This window comes from Streptomyces monashensis, assembly GCF_001866665.1.
In the GTDB taxonomy this organism is placed as follows: Bacteria; Actinomycetota; Actinomycetes; order Streptomycetales; family Streptomycetaceae; genus Streptomyces; species Streptomyces monashensis.
This window is the reverse complement of record NZ_MLYO01000018.1, coordinates 104979-124172: the sequence shown is the minus strand read 5'-3', so window position 1 is coordinate 124172 and position 19194 is coordinate 104979. Positions and strand designations below refer to the sequence as shown.

Genomic DNA, 19194 nt, shown 5'->3' with positions numbered 1-19194 from the left:
TGGCCGGTGGGCCCGGGACGATGAGGTGGGGTAAGCATGAACGCGCCGTACGACGGTGATCGCGGCCAGGGCGCGGCCGGCTCGGGCTACCCCGAGACGCCGCCGGAGCCCGGCCAGGTACCGCCGCAGCACGCGGCGGACATGTACCTCCAGGACGCCTACGACCAGGACCCCTACCGGGCTCAGGACCTGGCCGCCCAGGACCCGGTCGCCGAGGCGCTCTACGACCGTGCCGCGCACCCGCCGCCCCCGCCGGGCAGCTATGGTCAGCAGCACACGTACGCCACGCCCAACCAGTCGCCGCCCGCCCCCGACCCTCGGGTATGGGCGCAGACCCCGGCGCCGGAGCCGGAGGGCGCGGGCCCACACCTGCTCTACGGCGACGACCCGCGCACGACCCGGTTCGTGGGGGTGGACGACCTGGTCACGCATTCCGGCGAGCAGCACCACGAGCCGGACGCCTTCGCGCATCTCTTCAAGGACCAGCAGCAGGGCGGTGGCCACGTGCCCGCCGATCCCTCGCCCTACCCCGGGCCGGCCGCGGCGCCGGGCGCCGGGTACGGACAGGCCGGCCAGTACCCGCAGGGGTACGGGCAGAGCCCGCAGCAGGGCAGTCCGTACGCCGGAACCGCCTACCCGGGCGTGCCCGGGAACCCCGCGCAGCCCCAGGTGCCCACCCCTGCCGCTGCGCCGGCTCCTGCAGGGCCGCACGGCGGCGCGGATCCCGAGGCCTCCGCGTCCACCATGGCCCTGACCGCCGTCCCCGCTTCCGAGGCGCCCGCCGCGCCCGCGAAGAAGGGCGGCAAGGCGGCCAACCTGATGAAGTCCAGTGCCGTGATGGCGGCGGGCACGTTGGTCTCCCGCCTCACCGGCTTCGTCCGCTCCGCGCTGATCGCCGCGGCGCTGGGACTCGGCTTCCTCGCCGACTCCTTCCAGGTGGCGTACCAGTTGCCGACGATGATCTACATCCTGACCGTCGGCGGTGGCCTCAACTCCGTCTTCGTGCCCCAACTGGTGCGATCCATGAAGGAGGACGAGGACGGCGGCGAGGCGTTCGCCAACCGGCTGCTGACCCTGGTGATGGTGGCTCTGGCCGCGCTCACCGGCCTCGCGATGTTCGCGGCGCCGCTGCTGGTGCGGCTGCTGTCGCCCACCATCGCGAACAATCCCGACGCCAACCATGTCGCGGTCACCTTCACCCGCTACTTCCTGCCCTCGATCTTCTTCATGGGCATCCACGTGGTGATGGGGCAGATCCTCAACGCGCGCGGGAAGTTCGGCGCGATGATGTGGACTCCGGTCCTGAACAACGTCGTCATCATCGTGTCGCTCGGCATGTTCATCTGGGTCTACGGCACCGCCGACCACTCCCACTTGGCGGTCACGAACATCCCCGTGGAGGGCCAGCGCCTGCTCGGCGTCGGTGTGCTGCTCGGTCTGGTCGTCCAGGCACTGGCGATGATCCCGTACCTGCGCGAGACCGGCTTCCGGATCCGGCTGCGGTTCGACTGGAAGGGCCACGGCCTCGGCAAGGCCGCGATGCTCGCCAAGTGGACGGTTCTGTTCGTACTGGCCAACCAGGCCGGCGCCATGGTCGTGACCCAGCTGTCCACCGCCGCCGGCGAGCACTCCGGCGTCAAGGGCACCGGCTTCGCCGCCTACGCCAACGCCCAGCTGATCTGGGGCCTGCCGCAGGCCATTGTCACGGTGTCCCTGATGGCCGCCCTGCTGCCGCGCATCTCGCGCTCGGCCGCGGAAGGCGACGAGGGTGCCGTCCGCGACGACATCTCCCACGGTCTGCGCACCACGGCCGTCGCCATCGTCCCGATCGCCTTCGGCTTCCTCGCGCTCGGCATCCCGATGTGCACCCTGGTCTTCGGTTCCGCAGGCACGGACTCGGCCACCAACATGGGCTACATGCTGATGGCCTTCGCCCTCGGCCTGATCCCGTACTCGGTGCAGTACGTCGTCCTGCGCGCCTTCTACGCCTATGAAGACACCCGCACCCCCTTCTACAACACGGTCATCGTCGCCGTCGTCAACGCGAGCGTCTCGGTGCTGTGCTACTTCGTCCTGCCTGCCCGCTGGGCGGTAGCCGGCATGGCCGCCGCCTACGGCCTGGCCTACGCGATCGGTGTGGGCGTGGCCTGGCGGCGTCTGCGCAAGCGGCTCGGCGGCGACCTGGACGGCTCCCGGGTGCTGCGGACGTACGCGAGGCTGTGCATCGCCTCCGTACCGGCCGCCCTCCTCAGCGGCGCGGCCTGCTACGGCATCGGCCACAGCCTCGGCCAGGGCGTCGTCGGCTCCTTCGCCGCGCTGCTCGTCGGCGGTGCCGTCCTGCTCGGCGTCTTCTTCGTCGCCGCCCGGCGCATGCGCATCGAGGAACTCAACTCGCTCGTGGGCATGGTCCGCGGACGTCTGGGCCGCTGAAGCGGGGGTAGGCGCACAACCATCGTCCGCCGCCGCGTGTCGTGCATAGCGGCGGACTGTGGGCACAATTGGTTTCGGCGTCGGACAGCGTGCAACGGATGGGGAGGCAGGGACGACGGTGGCGGAACGGAGCACGGCTGCCGTCGACGTGGCAGACAACAGCGGCGAGCAGCCGCTGACCGCCAAGGCGGACCAGTCCACGGCCGACGGGGTGGCCAAGAACCCGGAGCGGGACAAGGGCAGCGACAAGGCGCAGGGGAGCAGCGGAATCGACGGTCCTGGAGAGAAGACGTCGCCTCCCGAACTGCACAGCGGCCACAAGCTCGCCAGACGGTACCGACTGGAGGAGTGCGTCACCCGTCTGGACGGATTCAGCAGTTGGCGTGCGGTCGACGAGAAACTCCGCCGTGCCGTCGGCGTCCACATCCTGCCCGCGGCGCACACCCGGGCCCGTTCCGTCCTGGCAGCCGCCCGCTCCTCCGCCCTGCTCGGCGACCCTCGCTTCGTCCAGGTCCTGGACGCCGTCGAGGAGAACGACCTCGTCTACGTCGTGCACGAGTGGCTGCCCGACGCCATCGAGCTGACCACACTGCTCGCGGCCGCACCGCTGGAACCGCACGACGCCTACCAGATGGTCAGTCAGATCGCCTCGGCCATGGCCGCCGCACACCGCGAGGGTCTCGCCCATCTGCGGCTGAACCCGAACGCCGTACTGCGTGCCTCAACCGGGCAGTGGCGTATCCGCGGCCTCGCGGTCAACGCCGCGCTGCGCGGCATCAGCTCCGACACCCCGCAGCGCACGGACACCGAGGCGATCGGCGCGCTGCTGTACGCGGCGCTGACCCAGCGCTGGCCGTATGAGAGCGACGCGTACGGCCTGTCCGGGCTGCCCAAGGGCGTCGGTCTCATCGCACCCGACCAAGTGCGTGCCGGTGTCCACCGGGGCCTCTCGGAGCTGGCCATGCGCGCGCTCGCCAACGACGGGGCCACCGCGTCCCGGCACGAGGCCGCGTGCACCACGCCGGAGGAGCTGGTGAAGGCGATCGGTGAGATGCCTCGCATCCGCCCGCCGGAGCCGGCGTTCGCCGCTCCGCCGCAGTACCAGCGCACGACCTACCAGCAGGGCACCTACGGCCGCCCGGCACCGCACCCCGGCGCCACCCAGCCGATCGCGGCCCCGCCGCCCCCGCTCCAGAGCCGCACCGGCAAGGCCCTGAAGTGGGCGGTGTCGGCACTGCTCATCGCGGCCCTGGGCCTGGGCAGCTGGCAGCTGGCGGACGCACTGATGGACCAGGGCGGCAAGTCCGACGGCACCAACAAGAGCCAGCAGACGGACGACGGCGACAAGGGCGCCGCGAAGCCGAAGCCGACGCCGATAAAGATCCAGGGCGGCCAGGAGTTCGTCGCCAAGGGTGATCCCCAGCACCCCGACGATGTCCCCAAGACCTACGACGGCGACAAGAACACGTACTGGAGGACCAGGACCTTCAACTCGGGTCCGGCCATCGCCCCGTACAAGCCGGGCGTCGGCATCGTCTACGACCTGGGTTCGGCCAAGCAGCTCAGCACGGCCACGATCGATCTGCGCTACGGCGGTGACCACACGACGGTCCAGCTCTACGCGGCCGACTCGCTGACGCCGGCGTCTCTGGACTCGATGACCCGGATCGGCAACGTCACGACGACGGGCAACACAGCTACGGTGAAGGTGACCAAGTCGGTGAAGACGCAGTACGTCCTCGTCTGGCTGACAGCCGTACCGAACTCGGGGTACGACTCCACCCTGTACTCCGGTGCTGGCTTCAAGCAGGCCATCGGCGAAGTGCAGTTCACGGGCTGACGTCTCACCCGGACCGGAGGGGGCAGATGGCGGAGGGCGCCGGATACGACGGGGTGAGCGACAAGGACCTGCTCGCCCGCCACGTGGAGGGCGATCCCGAGGCCTTCGGCGAGCTCGTGCGGCGGCATCGGGACCGGCTCTGGGCGGTCGCGCTGCGGACGCTCGGGGACCGTGAGGAGGCCGCCGACGCGGTCCAGGACGCCCTGGTGTCGGCCTACCGGGCCGCCCATACCTTTCGGGGGCAGTCGGCTGTCACGACCTGGCTGCACCGGATCACGGTGAACGCCTGTGTGGACCGTACCCGCAAGGCCGCCTCCCGGAAGACGTCACCGGTCGACGACACCGAGCGGCTGGAGCAGCTGCTGGAGCCGCACGAGTCGGCGTCGGCGCCAGCCGAACGCAACGACGTGCAACGCCAGCTGCTCGAGGCGCTCGGCACGCTTCCGCAGGAGCAGCGGGCGGCGCTCGTCCTGGTCGACATGCAGGGCTATCCCGTGGCCGAGGCGGCCCGGATTCTCGATGTGCCCACGGGGACCGTGAAGAGCCGCTGCGCCCGAGGCAGAGCGAGACTCCTGCCGTTGCTCACCCATCTACGGCCCGAAAGCGGCGGAGGCGGAAAAGAACCCGGGCCGGGACGGAACCGGGTGCAGGGGACATCCGTCCCACCGGCAACGGGGTCTGTGAACGAGAGCCCCACGGACACGGGACCGAGCGATTCAGCCGTAGTGAAGGGCGGAGGTGGGCGAGCGTGACTTCCACGACCGACACGGCCGGACACCCGGACGTCGAGGAGATCTCTGACCTCACCGAAGGCCTGCTCCCTCCGGACCGCAGCACGGATATACGACGGCACCTGAACACGTGCGAACCGTGTGCGGATGTCCACGCCTCGCTGGAGGGGATCCGCGGACTGCTGGGGTCCGTGCCGGACGTCGAGCCGATGCCGGCCGATGTGGCCACCCGGATCGATGCCGCTCTCGCCGTCGAGGCACTCCTCGCCTTCTCCGGTGAGGACACCGAGTCCTCCGGTACTGAGACCGGCACGCCTGGTGACGCCATCGACGCGCATGTTTCACGTGAAACATCGGTCGCCACCGAACGCCCGGCCGACCGCCCCGCTGGGCGCCCGCAAGCAACGACAGGCCCCGGACGCAAGAAGAGCGGCCGCGGCCGACGCCGCAGGACCCTCGTGTTGGGTACGGTGCTCACGGCCGCTGTCCTGGGAGCCGGGACCCTGGTGATCCAATCGTTCACCGGCGGCAGCTCCACCACGACGGCGCACGGCACGCCGAGCCCGTCCATCAGCTCGTTCTCCGGCACCAGCGTCCAGAACCAGGTGCACGACCTGCTCGCCGCGAAGAAGCCGGAGCAGCCGGGCTACAAGAGCCAGCACCCGCGGTCCGGGGTCACGGAAAACCAGAGCACGCCGACAGGCACCGAGAGCGCGAACACTCTGCTGCAGACAGAGGTCCCCATCCCCGACTGTGTGCGGCGGGCAATCCTGCGTAGTGATCAGGCACTGGCGGCGAAGACCGGCAACTACAGCGGGAAGAGCGCCTATCTGGTCGTCCTGCCCGATCCCGGTGACAGCACCCGTGTCACGGCCTACGTGGTCGACGCGGCCTGCATTCGCCAGCAGCCCGGCACCGCCGGGACCGTGCTTCTCAAGGACTCCTTCGCCCGGCCCTGAGTCTGCCGGTACGGTCCATCGGTCACCCCCACCCGGTATGCGTGTGCCCCGACACACTGGGAATGCGCGCCCCGTAGGATCCGTTGGGTGGGGTGAGAGTTCTGAAAGGCGCTCCCACCGGTCGACTGACACAGACCAGAGACGAGGAATCAAGCCGTGAGCGACGTCCGTAACGTGATCATCATCGGCTCCGGGCCCGCAGGGTACACGGCGGCGCTCTACACCGCGCGCGCGTCGCTGAAGCCCCTGGTGTTCGAGGGCGCCGTCACCGCCGGTGGCGCCCTGATGAACACCACCGAGGTGGAGAACTTCCCCGGCTTCCAGGACGGGATCATGGGTCCCGAGCTCATGGACAACATGCGGGCGCAGGCCGAGCGCTTCGGCGCCGAGCTGATCCCCGACGACATCGTCTCCGTCGATCTGACCGGTGAGATCAAGACCGTCACCGACACCGCCGGCACGGTCCACCAGGCGAAGGCCGTCATCGTCGCCACCGGCTCCCAGCACCGCAAGCTGGGCCTGCCGAACGAGGACGCCCTCTCCGGCCGCGGTGTCTCCTGGTGCGCCACGTGTGACGGGTTCTTCTTCAAGGACCAGGACATCGCCGTGATCGGCGGCGGCGACACCGCGATGGAGGAGGCCACCTTCCTCTCGCGCTTCGCCAAGTCCGTGACGATCGTCCACCGCCGGGACAGCCTGCGCGCCTCCAAGGCGATGCAAGAGCGCGCCTTCAACGACCCGAAGATCAAGTTCGTCTGGGACAGCGAGGTCGCCGAGGTACAGGGCGAGCAGAAGCTCTCGGGCCTGAAGCTGCGCAACGTCAAGACCGGCGAGCTCTCCGACCTGGCCGTGACGGGTCTGTTCATCGCGATCGGTCACGACCCCCGCACCGAGCTGTTCAAGGGCCAGCTGGACCTGGACGAGGAGGGCTACCTGAAGGTTGCGGCGCCCTCCACCCGCACCAATGTCACCGGTGTCTTCGCCGCCGGTGACGTGGTCGACCACACCTATCGCCAGGCGATCACCGCGGCCGGCACCGGCTGCTCCTCCGCCCTGGACGCCGAGCGCTTCCTGTCCGCCCTCGCGGACGAGGACCAGGCGGAGTCCGAGACGGCCTCCGTCTGACCTTCCCCTTCCCCCGCCCCACCCCACGAACGAGTTAAGGAGCCCGCCGTGGCCGGCACTCTGAAGAACGTGACCGATGCTTCCTTCGAGAAGGACGTCCTCAAGAGCGACAAGCCCGTCCTGGTGGACTTCTGGGCCGCCTGGTGCGGTCCGTGCCGCCAGATCGCCCCGTCCCTCGAGGCGATCGCCGCTGAACACGGCGACAAAATCGAGGTCGTCAAGCTCAACATCGACGAGAACCCGGCCACGGCCGCCAAGTACGGTGTCATGTCGATCCCGACCCTGAACGTCTACCAGGGCGGCGAGGTCGCCAAGACCATCGTCGGCGCCAAGCCCAAGGCCGCGATCGTCCGCGACCTCGAGGACTTCATCGCCGAGTGACGTTTCACGTGAAACACGAATGGGCCGCCCCCGAGGGGCGGCCCATTCGCTTATGTCCCGCCGCTGACGCGCCACTACAACGGCCTGAGCGCCGGCTCCTTCTGGACCGCCCCCAGCAGCCGATCGAGCGCCATCTCCACGTCTTCCTTCCAGGAGAGCGTCGAGCGCAGCTCCAGCCGCAGTCGGGGATGCGTCGGATGCTGCCGCACCGTCTTGAAGCCCACGGCCAGCAGATGATCTGCCGGCAACAGGCAGGCGGGTTCCTTCCAGCGGGCGTCACCGAAGGCCTCTATCGCCCTGAAGCCCCGGCGCAGCAGATCCTTGGCAACCGTCTGCACCAGCACCCGTCCCAGCCCTTGGCCCTGGTAGCCCGGCAGGACGTAGGCCGTGATCAGTTGGACGGCGTCAGGTGAGACCGGGCTCGTGGGAAAGGCCGTAGAGCGCGGGACATAAGCGGGAGGTGCGTAGAGCACGAAGCCCACCGGCAGATCGTCGATGTACACCACGCGGCCGCAGGACCCCCAGTCCAGCAGAACGGCGGAGATCCAGGACTCCTTCTCCAGCGCGGAAGTGCCCGCCTTTACCGCCGCTTCTCCGCTGACGGGGTCCAGCTCCCAGAAGACACAGGAGCGGCAACGTGAGGGAACGTCTTGAAGGTTGTCCAGCGTGAGCGGCACGAGCCGACGCCCCATGAAGGCTGATCCTCGCTTCCTTCGCCCGCCGCATCACGTGCGGCTGTCAGAGCGCTCCGTTCCCTGAGCAGGCTGCCGACGAATCCGCCGACCACTCCGAGACCCAGACCCGCGCTCACCAGTCCGGTGCGGCTCATCGATCGCATGGCCCCGTCTCCCCACTCAGAGATGCACGTGCTGTCCGGTGGATGTGCCATAGCATTTCGCATCGTATCCACGAAGCGATTCACTCGATACCGCCTCAAAGCAAAAGAGCGGGCCGTGTCCGGTACACACCGGACACGGCCCGCTTCCCGCACGGCCGAGAGGGCCGGACGGAGATCAGTCCTCCTGGTCCTCCGCGTCCTCCGCCGCGTTCTCCTGGAGCTCGTGCTGGAGCACCGGCCCCTCGTCCGGGGCAAGAGTGCTCAAGATCCTTTGGAGATCGTCCACAGAGGCGAACTCGACGGTGATCTTGCCCTTCTTCTGACCGAGATCGACCTTCACCCGGGTCTCGAAGCGGTCCGACAGCCGCGTCGCCAGCTCGTCCAGCGCCGGTGAGAGCCGGGAGCCGGCACGCGGGCCCTTGGGACGTTGGGGCTTCTGGGGACGCGAGCCCATGAGGGTCACGATCTCCTCGACGGCACGCACCGACAGCCCTTCGGCGACGATGCGATGCGCCAGCCGGTCCTGCTCCTCAGGATCCGTTACCGACAGCAGTGCCCGGGCGTGACCGGCGGAGAGCACTCCGGCGGCGACCCGCTTCTGGACCGTCGGCGAGAGCTTCAGCAGCCGCAGCGTGTTGGAGACCTGGGGGCGGGACCGCCCGATCCGGTCGGCCAGCTGGTCGTGCGTGCAGTTGAAGTCCTTGAGCAACTGGTCGTAGGCGGCCGCCTCTTCCAGCGGGTTCAGTTGTGCGCGGTGCAGGTTCTCCAGCAGGGCGTCAAGGAGGAGCTTCTCGTCGTCGGTGGCCCGGACGATCGCCGGGATAGCTTCCAGGCCGGCCTCACGGCAGGCCCGCCAACGACGCTCACCCATGATCAGCTCATAGCGGGTGGGCCCCAACTGCCGTACCACGACAGGCTGGAGCAGACCGACCTCCTTGATGGAGGTGACCAGCTCGTGGAGGGCATCCTCGTCGAAGACATCACGCGGCTGACGCGGGTTGGGAGAGATGGCGTCGAGAGGGATCTCGGCGAAGTGGGCGCCCATGGGGGCAGCCGGCAGCTCTGCGGCCGGGGGCTCCACGACGGTCTCCTGCGCGACGGGCGGCAGCGTGGCCACCTTCGCCGCAGCCACCCCACGGTCAGTCGTCAGCACCGGAACGGCCCCCGGGGAGGCGGATGCCCCGCCTCCCAGCGTGGCCGGGGCCGGCGTCTTCTCGGTCGGGGCAGCGGGGATCAGTGCGCCAAGACCACGACCCAGCCCCCTCCGTCGTTCACTCACTGGATCCCCTCCACCATGCTCGGGTCGTTCTGAGCGCCGAGATGAGCCTGGCTCGCGTCGTAGCTGATGCCGATGCCCTTCAGCGCGATTTCTCGGGCCGCCTCAAGATAGGACAGGGCGCCGCTCGATCCGGGATCGTAGGTCAGCACCGTCTGTCCGTAACTCGGCGCCTCGGAGATACGGACGGAGCGGGGAATGCTCGTCCGCAGCACCTCGTCACCGAAGTGCGTGCGCACCTCGTCCGCGACCTGGGAGGCGAGACGCGTCCGGCCGTCGTACATGGTGAGCAGGATGGTCGACACGTGCAGCGTGGGGTTGAGGTGCCCCCGCACCAGGTCGACGTTGCGGAGCAGCTGGCCCAGCCCCTCCAGCGCGTAGTACTCGCACTGGATCGGGATGAGGACCTCCTGGCCCGCCACCAGTGCGTTGACCGTCAGCAGACCGAGTGAGGGCGGACAGTCGATGAGGATGTAGTCCAGCGGCTGCTCGTAGGCCTGGATCGCCCGCTGAAGGCGGCTTTCCCGGGCCACGAGAGAGACCAACTCGATCTCCGCACCGGCGAGATCGATGGTGGCGGGAGCGCAGAAGAGGCCCTCGACATCCGGGACGGGCTGGACGACTTCGGCGAGCGGCTTACTCTCCACCAACACGTCATAGATGGAAGGAACTTCGGCGTGGTGGTCGATCCCGAGAGCGGTGGATGCGTTGCCCTGGGGGTCGAGGTCGATCACCAGCACGCGCCCGCCGTGGAGCGCCAGCGAAGCGGCAAGGTTGACGGTCGTCGTCGTCTTGCCGACGCCGCCCTTCTGGTTGGCGACCACGATGACTCGGGTCTGCTCCGGTCTGGGCAGACCTTCGCCGGCGCGGCCCAGCGCCTCCACCGCCAGTTGGGCCGCACGACCGATCGGGGTGTCGTCCATCGGAGGCGGTGTTTCACGTGAAACATCCGCCCCCATCGACTCGGTACGGGGACCGGGGACCGGATCGGTCATCGGTCCCGCGATGTTGGCGTCGGACCGCAAGGATTCACTCTCCTCGGCTTCAGGCTCGCAATGAACAGAGCCTCCCATGCCTTCGGGGTCGCGAACCAGTGAGGCCTGGTGTTCTGTGGAGAAATCCACCTCTGTGGACAACTCCGCTGCCCCTCCGAGTGAACCGAGAGGCTTGCGGTCGCGCGGTTCGGCCGCGGCGCGGCCACGACTGATGATGCCGTGCAGCAGTGAGCGACGTTTCACGTGAAACACGATGCACAGCGGCCGCGACCGGACCTCTGCGACACTCCGGCTTGCGTAGATTGGGCAGCTTGTGTGGAGTACGTCTCGTCGTCAGGACGGACGAGACGTCACCACGGACGAGATGTCACCACGGCGACCTCGTTCGACCGCTCAGCGACGACGGCGTGCCCGGCCGGTCCGCGCCGCCTTTGCTCGCTTCGCCGCGAACCGCACACCGCCCGGGCTTTCGCCGACCTCCACCCGGACCACCGTCGACATCGGGTCCACGATGCCCTCACCCACGTGCAGGATGGACGTCTCCACCGCACCGAGCTTGCTGAGGGCAGTGGCCGATGCCTTCAGCTCCTCCTCCGCGGTGTCCCCCTTGAGCGCGAGCATCTCGCCGTAGGGGCGCAGCAGCGGAATGCCCCAGGTGGCCAGCCGGTCCAGTGGGGCCACGGCCCGGGCGGTCACCACGTGGACCGGGGGCAGCTTGCCCAGGACCTCTTCGGCACGGCCGCGCACGACCGTGACGTGGTCCAGCCCGAGCAGCTCGACAACCTCGGTGAGGAAGGTGGTGCGCCGCAGCAGGGGCTCCAACAGGGTGATGTTCAGATCCTCCCTGACCAGGGCCAGCGGAATGCCGGGCAGCCCGGCACCGGAGCCGACGTCGCAGACCGTCACGCCCTCGGGAACGGCCTCCGAGAGCACCGCGCAGTTGAGGATGTGCCGCTCCCACAGGCGGGGCACTTCGCGCGGGCCGATCAGGCCGCGCTGTACGCCCGCCTCGGCGAGCAGCTCCGCGTAGCGGACCGCATCGGCGAAGCGATCACCAAACACTTCCCGCGCCTGTTCGGGCGCGGGGGGAAGCTCCGCTGCCTCCGTCACGGGGACCGTCCTTCCGTACAGCGCCGGTGCTTCGCGCACCGGCCACCAGAACTACCAGGCTGACAAAGTTCGGCCCCGTCTGCTCAACAGACGGGGCCGGAGAACGCGGGGGACCGATCAGGCGGGCAGCACGACGACGAACCGCTGCGGCTCCTCGCCCTCGGACTCGCTGCGCAGTCCCGCGGTCTTGACCGCGTCGTGCACGACCTTGCGCTCGAACGGGGTCATCGGCTTGAGCTTGACGGGCTCGCCGGTGCTCTTCACCTCGGCGGCGGCCTTGGCTCCCAGCTCGGACAGCTCCGCGCGCTTCTTGGCGCGATAGCCCGCGACGTCCAGCATGAGCCGGCTGCGGTCGCCGGTCTCCCGGTGCACGGCCAGACGCGTCAGCTCCTGAAGCGCCTCCAGCACCTCGCCGTCCCGGCCGACCAGCTTCTGAAGGTCGCGGCTGCCGCTGTCGCTGATGATCGACACGGAGGCGCGATCGGCCTCGACGTCCATGTCGATGTCGCCGTCGAGGTCGGCGATGTCGAGCAGACCCTCCAGGTAGTCCGCCGCGATCTCGCCCTCCTGCTCCAGGCGGGTCAGGGTGTCTGCACCCTCGGCAGCGGCGGAGGTGGTGCCTTCCGTCACGGGATGGGCTCCTTCTTACTTCTTGGACGGGGACTTGGGCCGCTGCGGGCCGCCCTTGCGCTGGCCGGACTGGGCCCTGCTACGGGTGCCGCCGGGCTTGGAGGGCTGCTGCTGGGCAGCGGAGGACTTGGCGTCGTCCGGCTCGTCGGCCTTCTCCAGCGACGTGGTGGACTCGCCGGCCGGCTTCGGCCCGCCGGACTGGCGCTGAGACTTGGACTGGCGCTTGGGCTGCTGGCGCTTGCCTGCGGCGGCCGCGGTTCCGGTCTCGGTGACCGTCGCGCCGTCCTCGGTCTGCGCCGCGGCCTGGGCCGTGCTCCGCACCACGGTGCCGTCGGCCTGGGCGGCGAGGCCGGCCTTGTTCAGCCCGTTGATGAACTTGCGCTCGAACTCGTTGCGCTCGCGGCCCTTGGCGACGATCGCCTTGACGATGGTCTTCTCGCTGCGCCGGGTGACCTTGCCGTGGTGCGTGACGTGCTTGGTCAGGCGCTCCAGGTAGGCGGCCTGGGCCTTGGAACCCGGCGTCGGGTTGTTGCGGATGACGTACATCTGCTGACCCATGGTCCACACGTTGGTGGTCAGCCAGTAGACGAGGACACCGACCGGGAAGTTGATGCCGAAGACGGCGAACATGACCGGGAAGACGTACATCAGCATCTTCTGCTGCTGCATGAACGGCGTCTTCACCGTCGTGTCGACGTTCTTCGTCATCAGCTGGCGCTGCGTGTAGAACTGCGAGAACGACATCAGGACGATCATGACCGCGGTCACGACCCGGACGTCGGTCAGCGTGGCGCCCAGCGCCGCGACCTTGTCCGAGCTGTCCATGAACTTCGCGGCGAGCGGGGCCCCGAAGATGTGCGCCTTACGGGCGCTGGCGAGCAGCGGCTCGTTGATGACGCCGATGGTCGAGCCCGTCGCGATGCCGTTGAGCACGTGATACAGGGCGAAGAAGAACGGGGACTGCGCCAGGATGGGAAGGCACGAGGAGAGCGGGTTGGTACCCGTCTCCTTGTACAGCTTCATCATCTCTTCGGACTGACGCTGCTTGTCGTTCTTGTAGCGCTCCTGGATCTTCTTCATCTCCGGCTGGAGCGTCTGCATCGCGCGCGTCGACTTGATCTGCTTCACGAAGAGCGGGATCAGGCAGATGCGGATCAGAATCACCAGGGACACGATGGACAGGCCCCAGGCCCACCCGCTGTCGGCACCGAAGATCGCGCCGTACATCTTGTGGAACTGGACGATGACCCAGGAAACGGGCCAGGTGATGAAACTGAAGAGGCTGGCAATCGTGTCCACTAATCATGCTCCTTGGGCATGGGACGAGGTCTCTGCGGCCGGGCTCGGAGGAAGCTCGGAAGACGGGCTCCCGGGCTCCGCTTCGGTGGCCGGTTCGGCGGCGGAGGTCCCGCCCTTGCGTGCACGCCAAGCGTTGCGCAGCATTTCGTGCCACCGCGGACGCTTACGCGGCGGAACATGGTCCACACCGCCCAGCGACCACGGATTGCACCGGAGGATGCGCCAGGCGGTGAGTGCCGTTCCCTTGATCGCACCGTGCCGGTCGATGGCCGTGTAGCCGTAGTGGGAGCACGACGGGTAGTACTTGCACACCGGCCCCAGCAGTGGACTGATCGTCCACTGGTACAGCTTGATCAGGGCCAGTAGTGGGTACTTCATCGCGCGCCCCCTCCCAGCAGCCGCTGAACTGCGGCATCCAGGTCTCGGGCCAGCTGTGCGTGGTCTGCGTCGCCCGATCCGGGCAGCGCTCGTACGACTACCAGGCTACCGGGAGGAAAAAGGGCGACTCGGTCACGCATCAGATGGCGCAGTCTGCGCTTCACTTTGTTGCGCACAACCGCGCCACCCACAGCCTTGCTCACGACGAAACCCGCACGCGTCGGGGGAGCGCTCTCCCCAGGCGCGTGCGGGTCCGTGGCACCGCTACGAAGGTGGACGACGAGAGTCGGGCGTCCTGCCCGGCGTCCTCGTCGGACCGCGGTCGCGAAGTCCTCGCGCCGCCTCAGCCGGTTCTCGGTGGGCAGCACGACGTCATGACCTGATCGGGATCAGGCGGACAGGCGGGCGCGACCCTTGCTACGGCGGGACGCGAGAATCGCGCGGCCGGCACGGGTGCGCATACGCAGCCGGAAGCCGTGGGTCTTCGCGCGACGACGGTTGTTCGGCTGGAAGGTGCGCTTGCTCACTCGGGGGCTCCAGAAATCAAATCGGTTTGGCGGGTGCCGTCCTGGCTGTCACCGTGCGCCCACGAGTAGCTCGCGTCACGCCCGAGTGCACCGCTTCCCGATCACCTGGAGTGATCTGTGCCCATCGGAGGCAGGCGGCAGCAGCCATCGACAACTCGACCTGGTTACGGTACGCGGGGCTACGCCATCCGGTCAAACCGAGGGTCACGGAGAGACACTATCCACAGGCTGGGGACAACAACTTGAACCGTACCCGCCGCGCTGACTACCGTGGCTGAACTCCCATTCGTTCTTTTGTCCCCCGCCCCGGCGGGTTTGCCCCACCGATACACCCGAAGTACACCCCGACCCGTCCCGCGTCACACGTTCGTGGGACCTGTGAGAGAGCGTGCCCTGTGGCTGACGTACCTGCCGATCTTGCCGCAGTGTGGCCGCGAGTACTCGAGCAGCTTCTCGGGGAGGGGCGCGGCCAGGGTGTCGAGGTGAAGGACGAGCACTGGATCCGGCGCTGCCAGCCGCTCGCGCTGGTCGCGGACACCGCTCTGCTCGCCGTACCGAACGAATTCGCGAAGAACGTACTGGAGGGCCGTCTCGCGCCGATCGTCAGCGAGACGCTGAGCCGCGAGTGCGGCCGCCCCATCCGCATCGCGATCACCGTGGACGACTCCGCGGGCGAGCCGCCGGCCCCCGCGCCCGTACAGCAGCCGCCCAAGCCGCGCTACGAGGAGCCGGAGCTGCCCACCGGCCCGTCCTCGTACGAGGAGCGGCCGTACGAGGGCTACGGCCGCCACCGCGCCGTGGACCAGCCCCCGGCCGACGGGCCGCAGCCCCGCGGGGATCGCGGCGATCGTGGTGACCGTGGGGATCAGCTCCCCGTCGTCCGCCCCGCCTACCCCTCCGAGTTCCAGCGCCGCGAGCCGGGCGCCTGGCCGCGGCCCGCGCAGGACGAGTACAGCTGGCAGCAGCCGCGGCTCGGCTTTCCCGAGCGCGACCCCTATGCCTCGCCGTCGTCCCAGGACGCCTACGGCTCCGGACCGGACGTGTACGGCCCGCCGTCCCAGGACTACCGCCCGCAGGGCATGGACCGGCCGAAGTACGAGCAGCAGCGCGGCGAGTACGGCGACTACGACGCCCCGCGCTCGGACCGCGGCGACCGCGGCGACCGCGGCGACCGCGGCGATCGCGGTGACTACGAACCGTCCCGCCCGGACTACGACACCCCGCGCTCCGAGTACGACTCGGGACGCGGCGAGTACGACTCGGGGCGCCCGGAGTACGACTCCGCCCGGACCGAGTACGACCAGCGCGACCCCGTCCGCCGGGAGCTGCCCGAGCAGCCGACCGGCGGCGGCCCGGCACACCGGGGCGGCCACGGGCGCCCGGACGTGCCCACGGCCGGCGGGCCCGGCCCGATGGCCGCGAAGCCGGCGCCCGCGGGCGGGCCCGCCGAGCCGACGGCGCGGCTGAACCCGAAGTACCTCTTCGACACGTTCGTCATCGGCGCCTCCAACCGGTTCGCGCACGCGGCCGCGGTGGCGGTCGCCGAGGCGCCGGCGAAGGCCTACAACCCCCTGTTCATCTACGGGGAGTCGGGGCTCGGCAAGACGCACCTGCTGCACGCGATCGGGCACTACGCGCGCAGCCTCTACCCGGGCACGCGCGTGCGGTACGTGAGCTCGGAGGAGTTCACCAACGAGTTCATCAACTCCATCCGCGACGGCAAGGGCGACAGCTTCCGCAAGCGCTACCGCGAGATGGACATCCTGCTCGTCGACGACATCCAGTTCCTCGCGGACAAGGAGTCGACGCAGGAGGAGTTCTTCCACACCTTCAACACGCTCCACAACGCGAACAAGCAGATCGTGCTGTCCAGCGACCGGCCGCCCAAGCAGCTGGTCACGCTGGAGGACCGGCTGCGGAACCGTTTCGAGTGGGGACTGATCACCGACGTCCAGCCGCCGGAGCTGGAGACGCGGATCGCGATCCTGCGCAAGAAGGCCGTGCAGGAGCAGCTGAACGCGCCGCCGGAGGTGCTGGAGTTCATCGCCTCGCGGATCTCCCGGAACATCCGTGAGCTGGAGGGCGCGCTGATCCGCGTGACGGCGTTCGCCTCGCTCAACCGGCAGCCGGTGGACCTGGGCCTGACCGAGATCGTCCTGAAGGACCTGATCCCCGGCGGCGAGGACTCGGCCCCGGAGATCACGGCCACGGCGATCATGGCGGCGACCGCGGACTACTTCGGGCTCACGGTGGACGACCTGTGCGGCACCTCGCGCGGGCGGGCGCTGGTCACGGCCCGGCAGATCGCGATGTACCTGTGCCGTGAGCTGACGGACCTGTCGCTGCCGAAGATCGGCGCGCAGTTCGGTGGGCGGGACCACACGACCGTCATGCACGCCGACCGCAAGATCCGTGCGCTGATGGCCGAGCGGCGGTCGATCTACAACCAGGTCACCGAGCTGACCAACCGCATCAAGAACGGCTGAGAGCGGCTGCCGGCGGCTGCGCCGGGCTTGGGCCGGAGTTCGAGGGCGCCCTTCGGGATCCACATCCCGGGGGCGCCCTTCTGCGTTCCCGTCGGCTGTTGCCCGCCCGATGCCGGGGCCCGATACCGGGGCCCGGTGCCGATACCGGGGTCTGATGCCCGGGCCCGGTGGCGGACGCGCGAGCCTCGGCGGGCTGGGGTGCGTTGCCCGATTGGCACCTGGTGTTCGATTACGTGCCGGGTTACGGCCACTCTCCACAGATTCGCTGAGTTTCTTCCGTCCACACACTGGGGACGGTGGAGTTGTCCCGAACGGCATCCACAGGGACCCTGGCTCCTGGGAATTCGCCCAGCTCAAGACCCTGTGGAATCGTGGACGAACGATCTCCACAGGCTGTGGAGGAAAAGAAGATCCACAGGCTGTGGACGAGGTTTTCCACCGACGACCCACAGGCTGGGGTCGGTTGTCCCCAGTGATCGTCGGCTTCTCCACATGGCTGTCCACTGTTCGGCAACGCGACGCACCCTGTCACCGCGTCGAGTGAAAGGCGTCACACGAAGGTGCCGGATTCGGGTGTGGGAAACGTGGGTAAACCTGGGGACGCAGCTGGGGAGAACTGCCTCCGGGCTGTGGGCGGTGTGTGCAGAACTTTCCGTTCTCCACAGAGACACCTGGTTGTCCACCGCCTCCGCCCACAGGGCCAGTGGACAAAATTTCGCCTCTGAGCTGGGCAAACGTGGTTATCCACGGTATCCACAGGCCCTACTACTACTCCCGACTAGAGAAAGCTCGGCAATCGTTTTGAAGCGGGTCCTGTGCACAACTCGCTGTCTCGAGCCCGGCGGCCTCTCGGAGCGACTTGACCCCGACGGGCACCTACTGTCAGTGCGGTGCGTCAGACTGGTCCCCGGTGTCCTGCCCTCCGCAGTGGGCGGTGACACCGAGTCGGAGGACTCAGAAGCAACAGCAGCAGGAGGCGGCTTACGGTGAAGATCCGGGTGGAACGCGACGTACTCGCGGAGGCAGTGGCGTGGGCGGCACGCAGCCTCCCGGCCCGTCCGCCGGCGCCTGTCCTCGCCGGCCTTCTCCTCAAGGCCGAGGACGGCCAGCTGAGCCTGTCGAGCTTCGACTACGAGGTCTCCGCTCGCGTGAGCGTCGAGTCCGAGGTCGAGGAGGAGGGCACGGTCCTCGTCTCCGGCCGTCTGCTCGCCGACATCTCGCGCGCCCTGCCCAACCGCCCGGTGGAGATTTCCACAGACGGTGTACGGGCGACCGTGGTCTGTGGATCCTCCCGGTTCACCCTGCACACCCTGCCGGTGGAGGAGTACCCGGCGCTGCCGCAGATGCCGAACGCCACCGGCACCGTCCCCGGCGAGGTCTTCGCCGCCGCCGCGTCCCAGGTGGCCATCGCCGCCGGCCGTGACGACACGCTGCCCGTCCTCACCGGTGTGCGCATCGAGATCGAGGGCGACACGGTCACCCTGGCCTCCACCGACCGCTACCGCTTCGCGGTCCGCGAGTTCCTGTGGAAGCCGGAGAACCCCGAGGCCTCGGCGGTCGCCCTGGTCCCGGCCAAGACGCTGCTGGACACCGCCAAGTCGCTCGGCGCCGGTGACACCGTCACGCTGGCGCTGTCCGGTTCGGGCGCGGGCGAGGGCCTGATCGGTTTCGAGGGCGCGGGGCGGCGTACGACGACGCGGCTGCTCGAGGGCGACCTGCCGAAGTACCGCACGCTGTTCCCGACCGAGTTCAACTCCGTCGCCGTGATCGAGACCGCGCCCTTCGTGGAGGCCGTCAAGCGTGTGGCGCTGGTGGCCGAGCGCAACACCCCGGTGCGGCTGAGCTTCGAGCAGGGCGTGCTGATCCTGGAGGCGGGCTCCAGCGACGACGCACAGGCTGTGGAAAGGGTCGACGCGCAGCTGGAGGGCGACGACATCTCGATCGCCTTCAACCCGACCTTCCTGCTGGACGGTCTGAGCGCGATCGACTCCCCGGTGGCCCAGCTGTCGTTCACGACGTCCACGAAGCCGGCGCTGCTCAGCGGCAAGCCGGCGCTGGACGCCGAGGCGGACGACGCGTACAAGTACCTGATCATGCCGGTGCGGCTGAGCGGCTGACCGTTGTCCACAGCGCCGGGGCCCCTGTGGGTACCCGGCGCTTGTGTCCGAAGGCGGCAGTGGCCGGGGTTT

17 protein-coding genes are annotated in these 19194 nt (G+C 68.9%); 8 read left to right on the top strand and 9 right to left on the bottom strand.

Annotation, left to right across the window (positions count from 1 at the left end; translation table 11 throughout):
- Positions 1-36: 36 nt before the first annotated feature.
- The 6 genes from murJ (at position 37) to trxA (ending at position 7466) form a co-directional block, all read left to right on the top strand.
- A complete protein-coding gene (gene murJ / locus BIV23_RS10690) occupies positions 37-2430 on the top strand; it encodes a murein biosynthesis integral membrane protein MurJ (RefSeq protein WP_071380557.1) in 2394 nt (797 codons plus the stop codon).
- A 118-nt stretch (positions 2431-2548) separates the two neighbouring features.
- Positions 2549-4270 carry a protein kinase family protein gene (locus tag BIV23_RS10685; protein WP_071380556.1) on the top strand — a complete coding sequence of 574 codons (1722 nt, stop codon included), beginning with the start codon at positions 2549-2551 and terminating at the stop codon, positions 4268-4270.
- Between the two features lie 26 nt (positions 4271-4296).
- On the top strand, positions 4297-5022 hold the full coding sequence (sigM, locus tag BIV23_RS10680; RefSeq protein ID WP_071380555.1) for an RNA polymerase sigma factor SigM: 726 nt from the start codon (positions 4297-4299) through the stop codon (positions 5020-5022).
- The gene (locus BIV23_RS10675; RefSeq protein WP_071380554.1) at positions 5019-5960 is read left to right on the top strand and encodes an anti-sigma factor family protein; all 942 of its coding nucleotides are present in this window, start codon (positions 5019-5021) and stop codon (positions 5958-5960) included. The genes sigM and BIV23_RS10675 overlap by 4 nt, the downstream gene beginning before the upstream one ends.
- Before the next feature lie 156 nt (positions 5961-6116).
- Complete coding sequence (gene trxB, locus BIV23_RS10670; protein ID WP_071380553.1) at positions 6117-7085, top strand: thioredoxin-disulfide reductase; 969 nt, start codon at positions 6117-6119, stop codon at positions 7083-7085.
- Positions 7086-7133: 48 nt separating this feature from the next.
- Positions 7134-7466 (top strand): thioredoxin, encoded by a 333-nt coding sequence (gene trxA / locus BIV23_RS10665; protein WP_071380552.1) that lies wholly within the window; start codon positions 7134-7136, stop codon positions 7464-7466.
- 74 nt (positions 7467-7540) lie between these two features.
- Here trxA and BIV23_RS10660 read toward each other — a convergent pair whose 3' ends face one another.
- The 9 genes from BIV23_RS10660 to rpmH all read right to left on the bottom strand — a co-directional run bounded on the left by BIV23_RS10660 (position 7541) and on the right by rpmH (position 14519).
- Complete coding sequence (locus BIV23_RS10660; RefSeq protein WP_071380551.1) at positions 7541-8158, bottom strand: GNAT family N-acetyltransferase; 618 nt, start codon at positions 8156-8158, stop codon at positions 7541-7543.
- 321 nt (positions 8159-8479) lie between these two features.
- The gene (locus BIV23_RS10655) at positions 8480-9583 is read right to left on the bottom strand and encodes a ParB/RepB/Spo0J family partition protein (protein WP_071380550.1); all 1104 of its coding nucleotides are present in this window, start codon (positions 9581-9583) and stop codon (positions 8480-8482) included.
- A complete protein-coding gene (locus tag BIV23_RS10650) occupies positions 9580-10653 on the bottom strand; it encodes a ParA family protein (RefSeq protein ID WP_079173073.1) in 1074 nt (357 codons plus the stop codon). Before BIV23_RS10650 ends, BIV23_RS10655 begins: the two co-directional genes overlap by 4 nt.
- A gap of 315 nt (positions 10654-10968) precedes the next feature.
- The gene (gene rsmG / locus BIV23_RS10645) at positions 10969-11685 is read right to left on the bottom strand and encodes a 16S rRNA (guanine(527)-N(7))-methyltransferase RsmG (RefSeq protein WP_071380549.1); all 717 of its coding nucleotides are present in this window, start codon (positions 11683-11685) and stop codon (positions 10969-10971) included.
- A 117-nt stretch (positions 11686-11802) separates the two neighbouring features.
- Complete coding sequence (locus tag BIV23_RS10640) at positions 11803-12315, bottom strand: Jag family protein (RefSeq protein WP_071380548.1); 513 nt, start codon at positions 12313-12315, stop codon at positions 11803-11805.
- Between the two features lie 15 nt (positions 12316-12330).
- Complete coding sequence (yidC, locus tag BIV23_RS10635; RefSeq protein ID WP_071380547.1) at positions 12331-13614, bottom strand: membrane protein insertase YidC; 1284 nt, start codon at positions 13612-13614, stop codon at positions 12331-12333.
- 3 nt (positions 13615-13617) lie between these two features.
- Positions 13618-13992, bottom strand: a complete 375-nt coding sequence (gene yidD, locus BIV23_RS46055) for a membrane protein insertion efficiency factor YidD (RefSeq protein WP_079173072.1) — start codon at positions 13990-13992, stop codon at positions 13618-13620.
- A complete protein-coding gene (gene rnpA, locus BIV23_RS46050) occupies positions 13989-14360 on the bottom strand; it encodes a ribonuclease P protein component (protein WP_079173071.1) in 372 nt (123 codons plus the stop codon). Before rnpA ends, yidD begins: the two co-directional genes overlap by 4 nt.
- 21 nt (positions 14361-14381) lie before the next feature.
- On the bottom strand, positions 14382-14519 hold the full coding sequence (gene rpmH / locus BIV23_RS10625; protein ID WP_003956500.1) for a 50S ribosomal protein L34: 138 nt from the start codon (positions 14517-14519) through the stop codon (positions 14382-14384).
- Between the two features lie 395 nt (positions 14520-14914).
- Here rpmH and dnaA point away from each other — a divergent pair, with 395 nt between their 5' ends.
- Positions 14915-17005 (top strand): chromosomal replication initiator protein DnaA, encoded by a 2091-nt coding sequence (dnaA, locus tag BIV23_RS10620; protein ID WP_079173070.1) that lies wholly within the window; start codon positions 14915-14917, stop codon positions 17003-17005.
- A gap of 986 nt (positions 17006-17991) precedes the next feature.
- Positions 17992-19122 (top strand): DNA polymerase III subunit beta, encoded by a 1131-nt coding sequence (dnaN, locus tag BIV23_RS10615; RefSeq protein WP_071374904.1) that lies wholly within the window; start codon positions 17992-17994, stop codon positions 19120-19122.
- The last annotated feature ends 72 nt before the right edge of the window (positions 19123-19194 follow it).

Bases quoted from the DNA above. Each gene is read 5' to 3' on its own strand.
- sigM (WP_071380555.1), top strand. From the start codon at position 4,297: ATGGCGGAGGGCGCCGGATACGACGGGGTGAGCGACAAGGACCTGCTC.
- yidD (WP_079173072.1), bottom strand. From the start codon at position 13,992: ATGAAGTACCCACTACTGGCCCTGATCAAGCTGTACCAGTGGACGATC.
- BIV23_RS10660 (WP_071380551.1), bottom strand. From the start codon at position 8,158: ATGGGGCGTCGGCTCGTGCCGCTCACGCTGGACAACCTTCAAGACGTT.
- murJ (WP_071380557.1), top strand. From the start codon at position 37: ATGAACGCGCCGTACGACGGTGATCGCGGCCAGGGCGCGGCCGGCTCG.
- BIV23_RS10650 (WP_079173073.1), bottom strand. From the start codon at position 10,653: ATGGGAGGCTCTGTTCATTGCGAGCCTGAAGCCGAGGAGAGTGAATCC.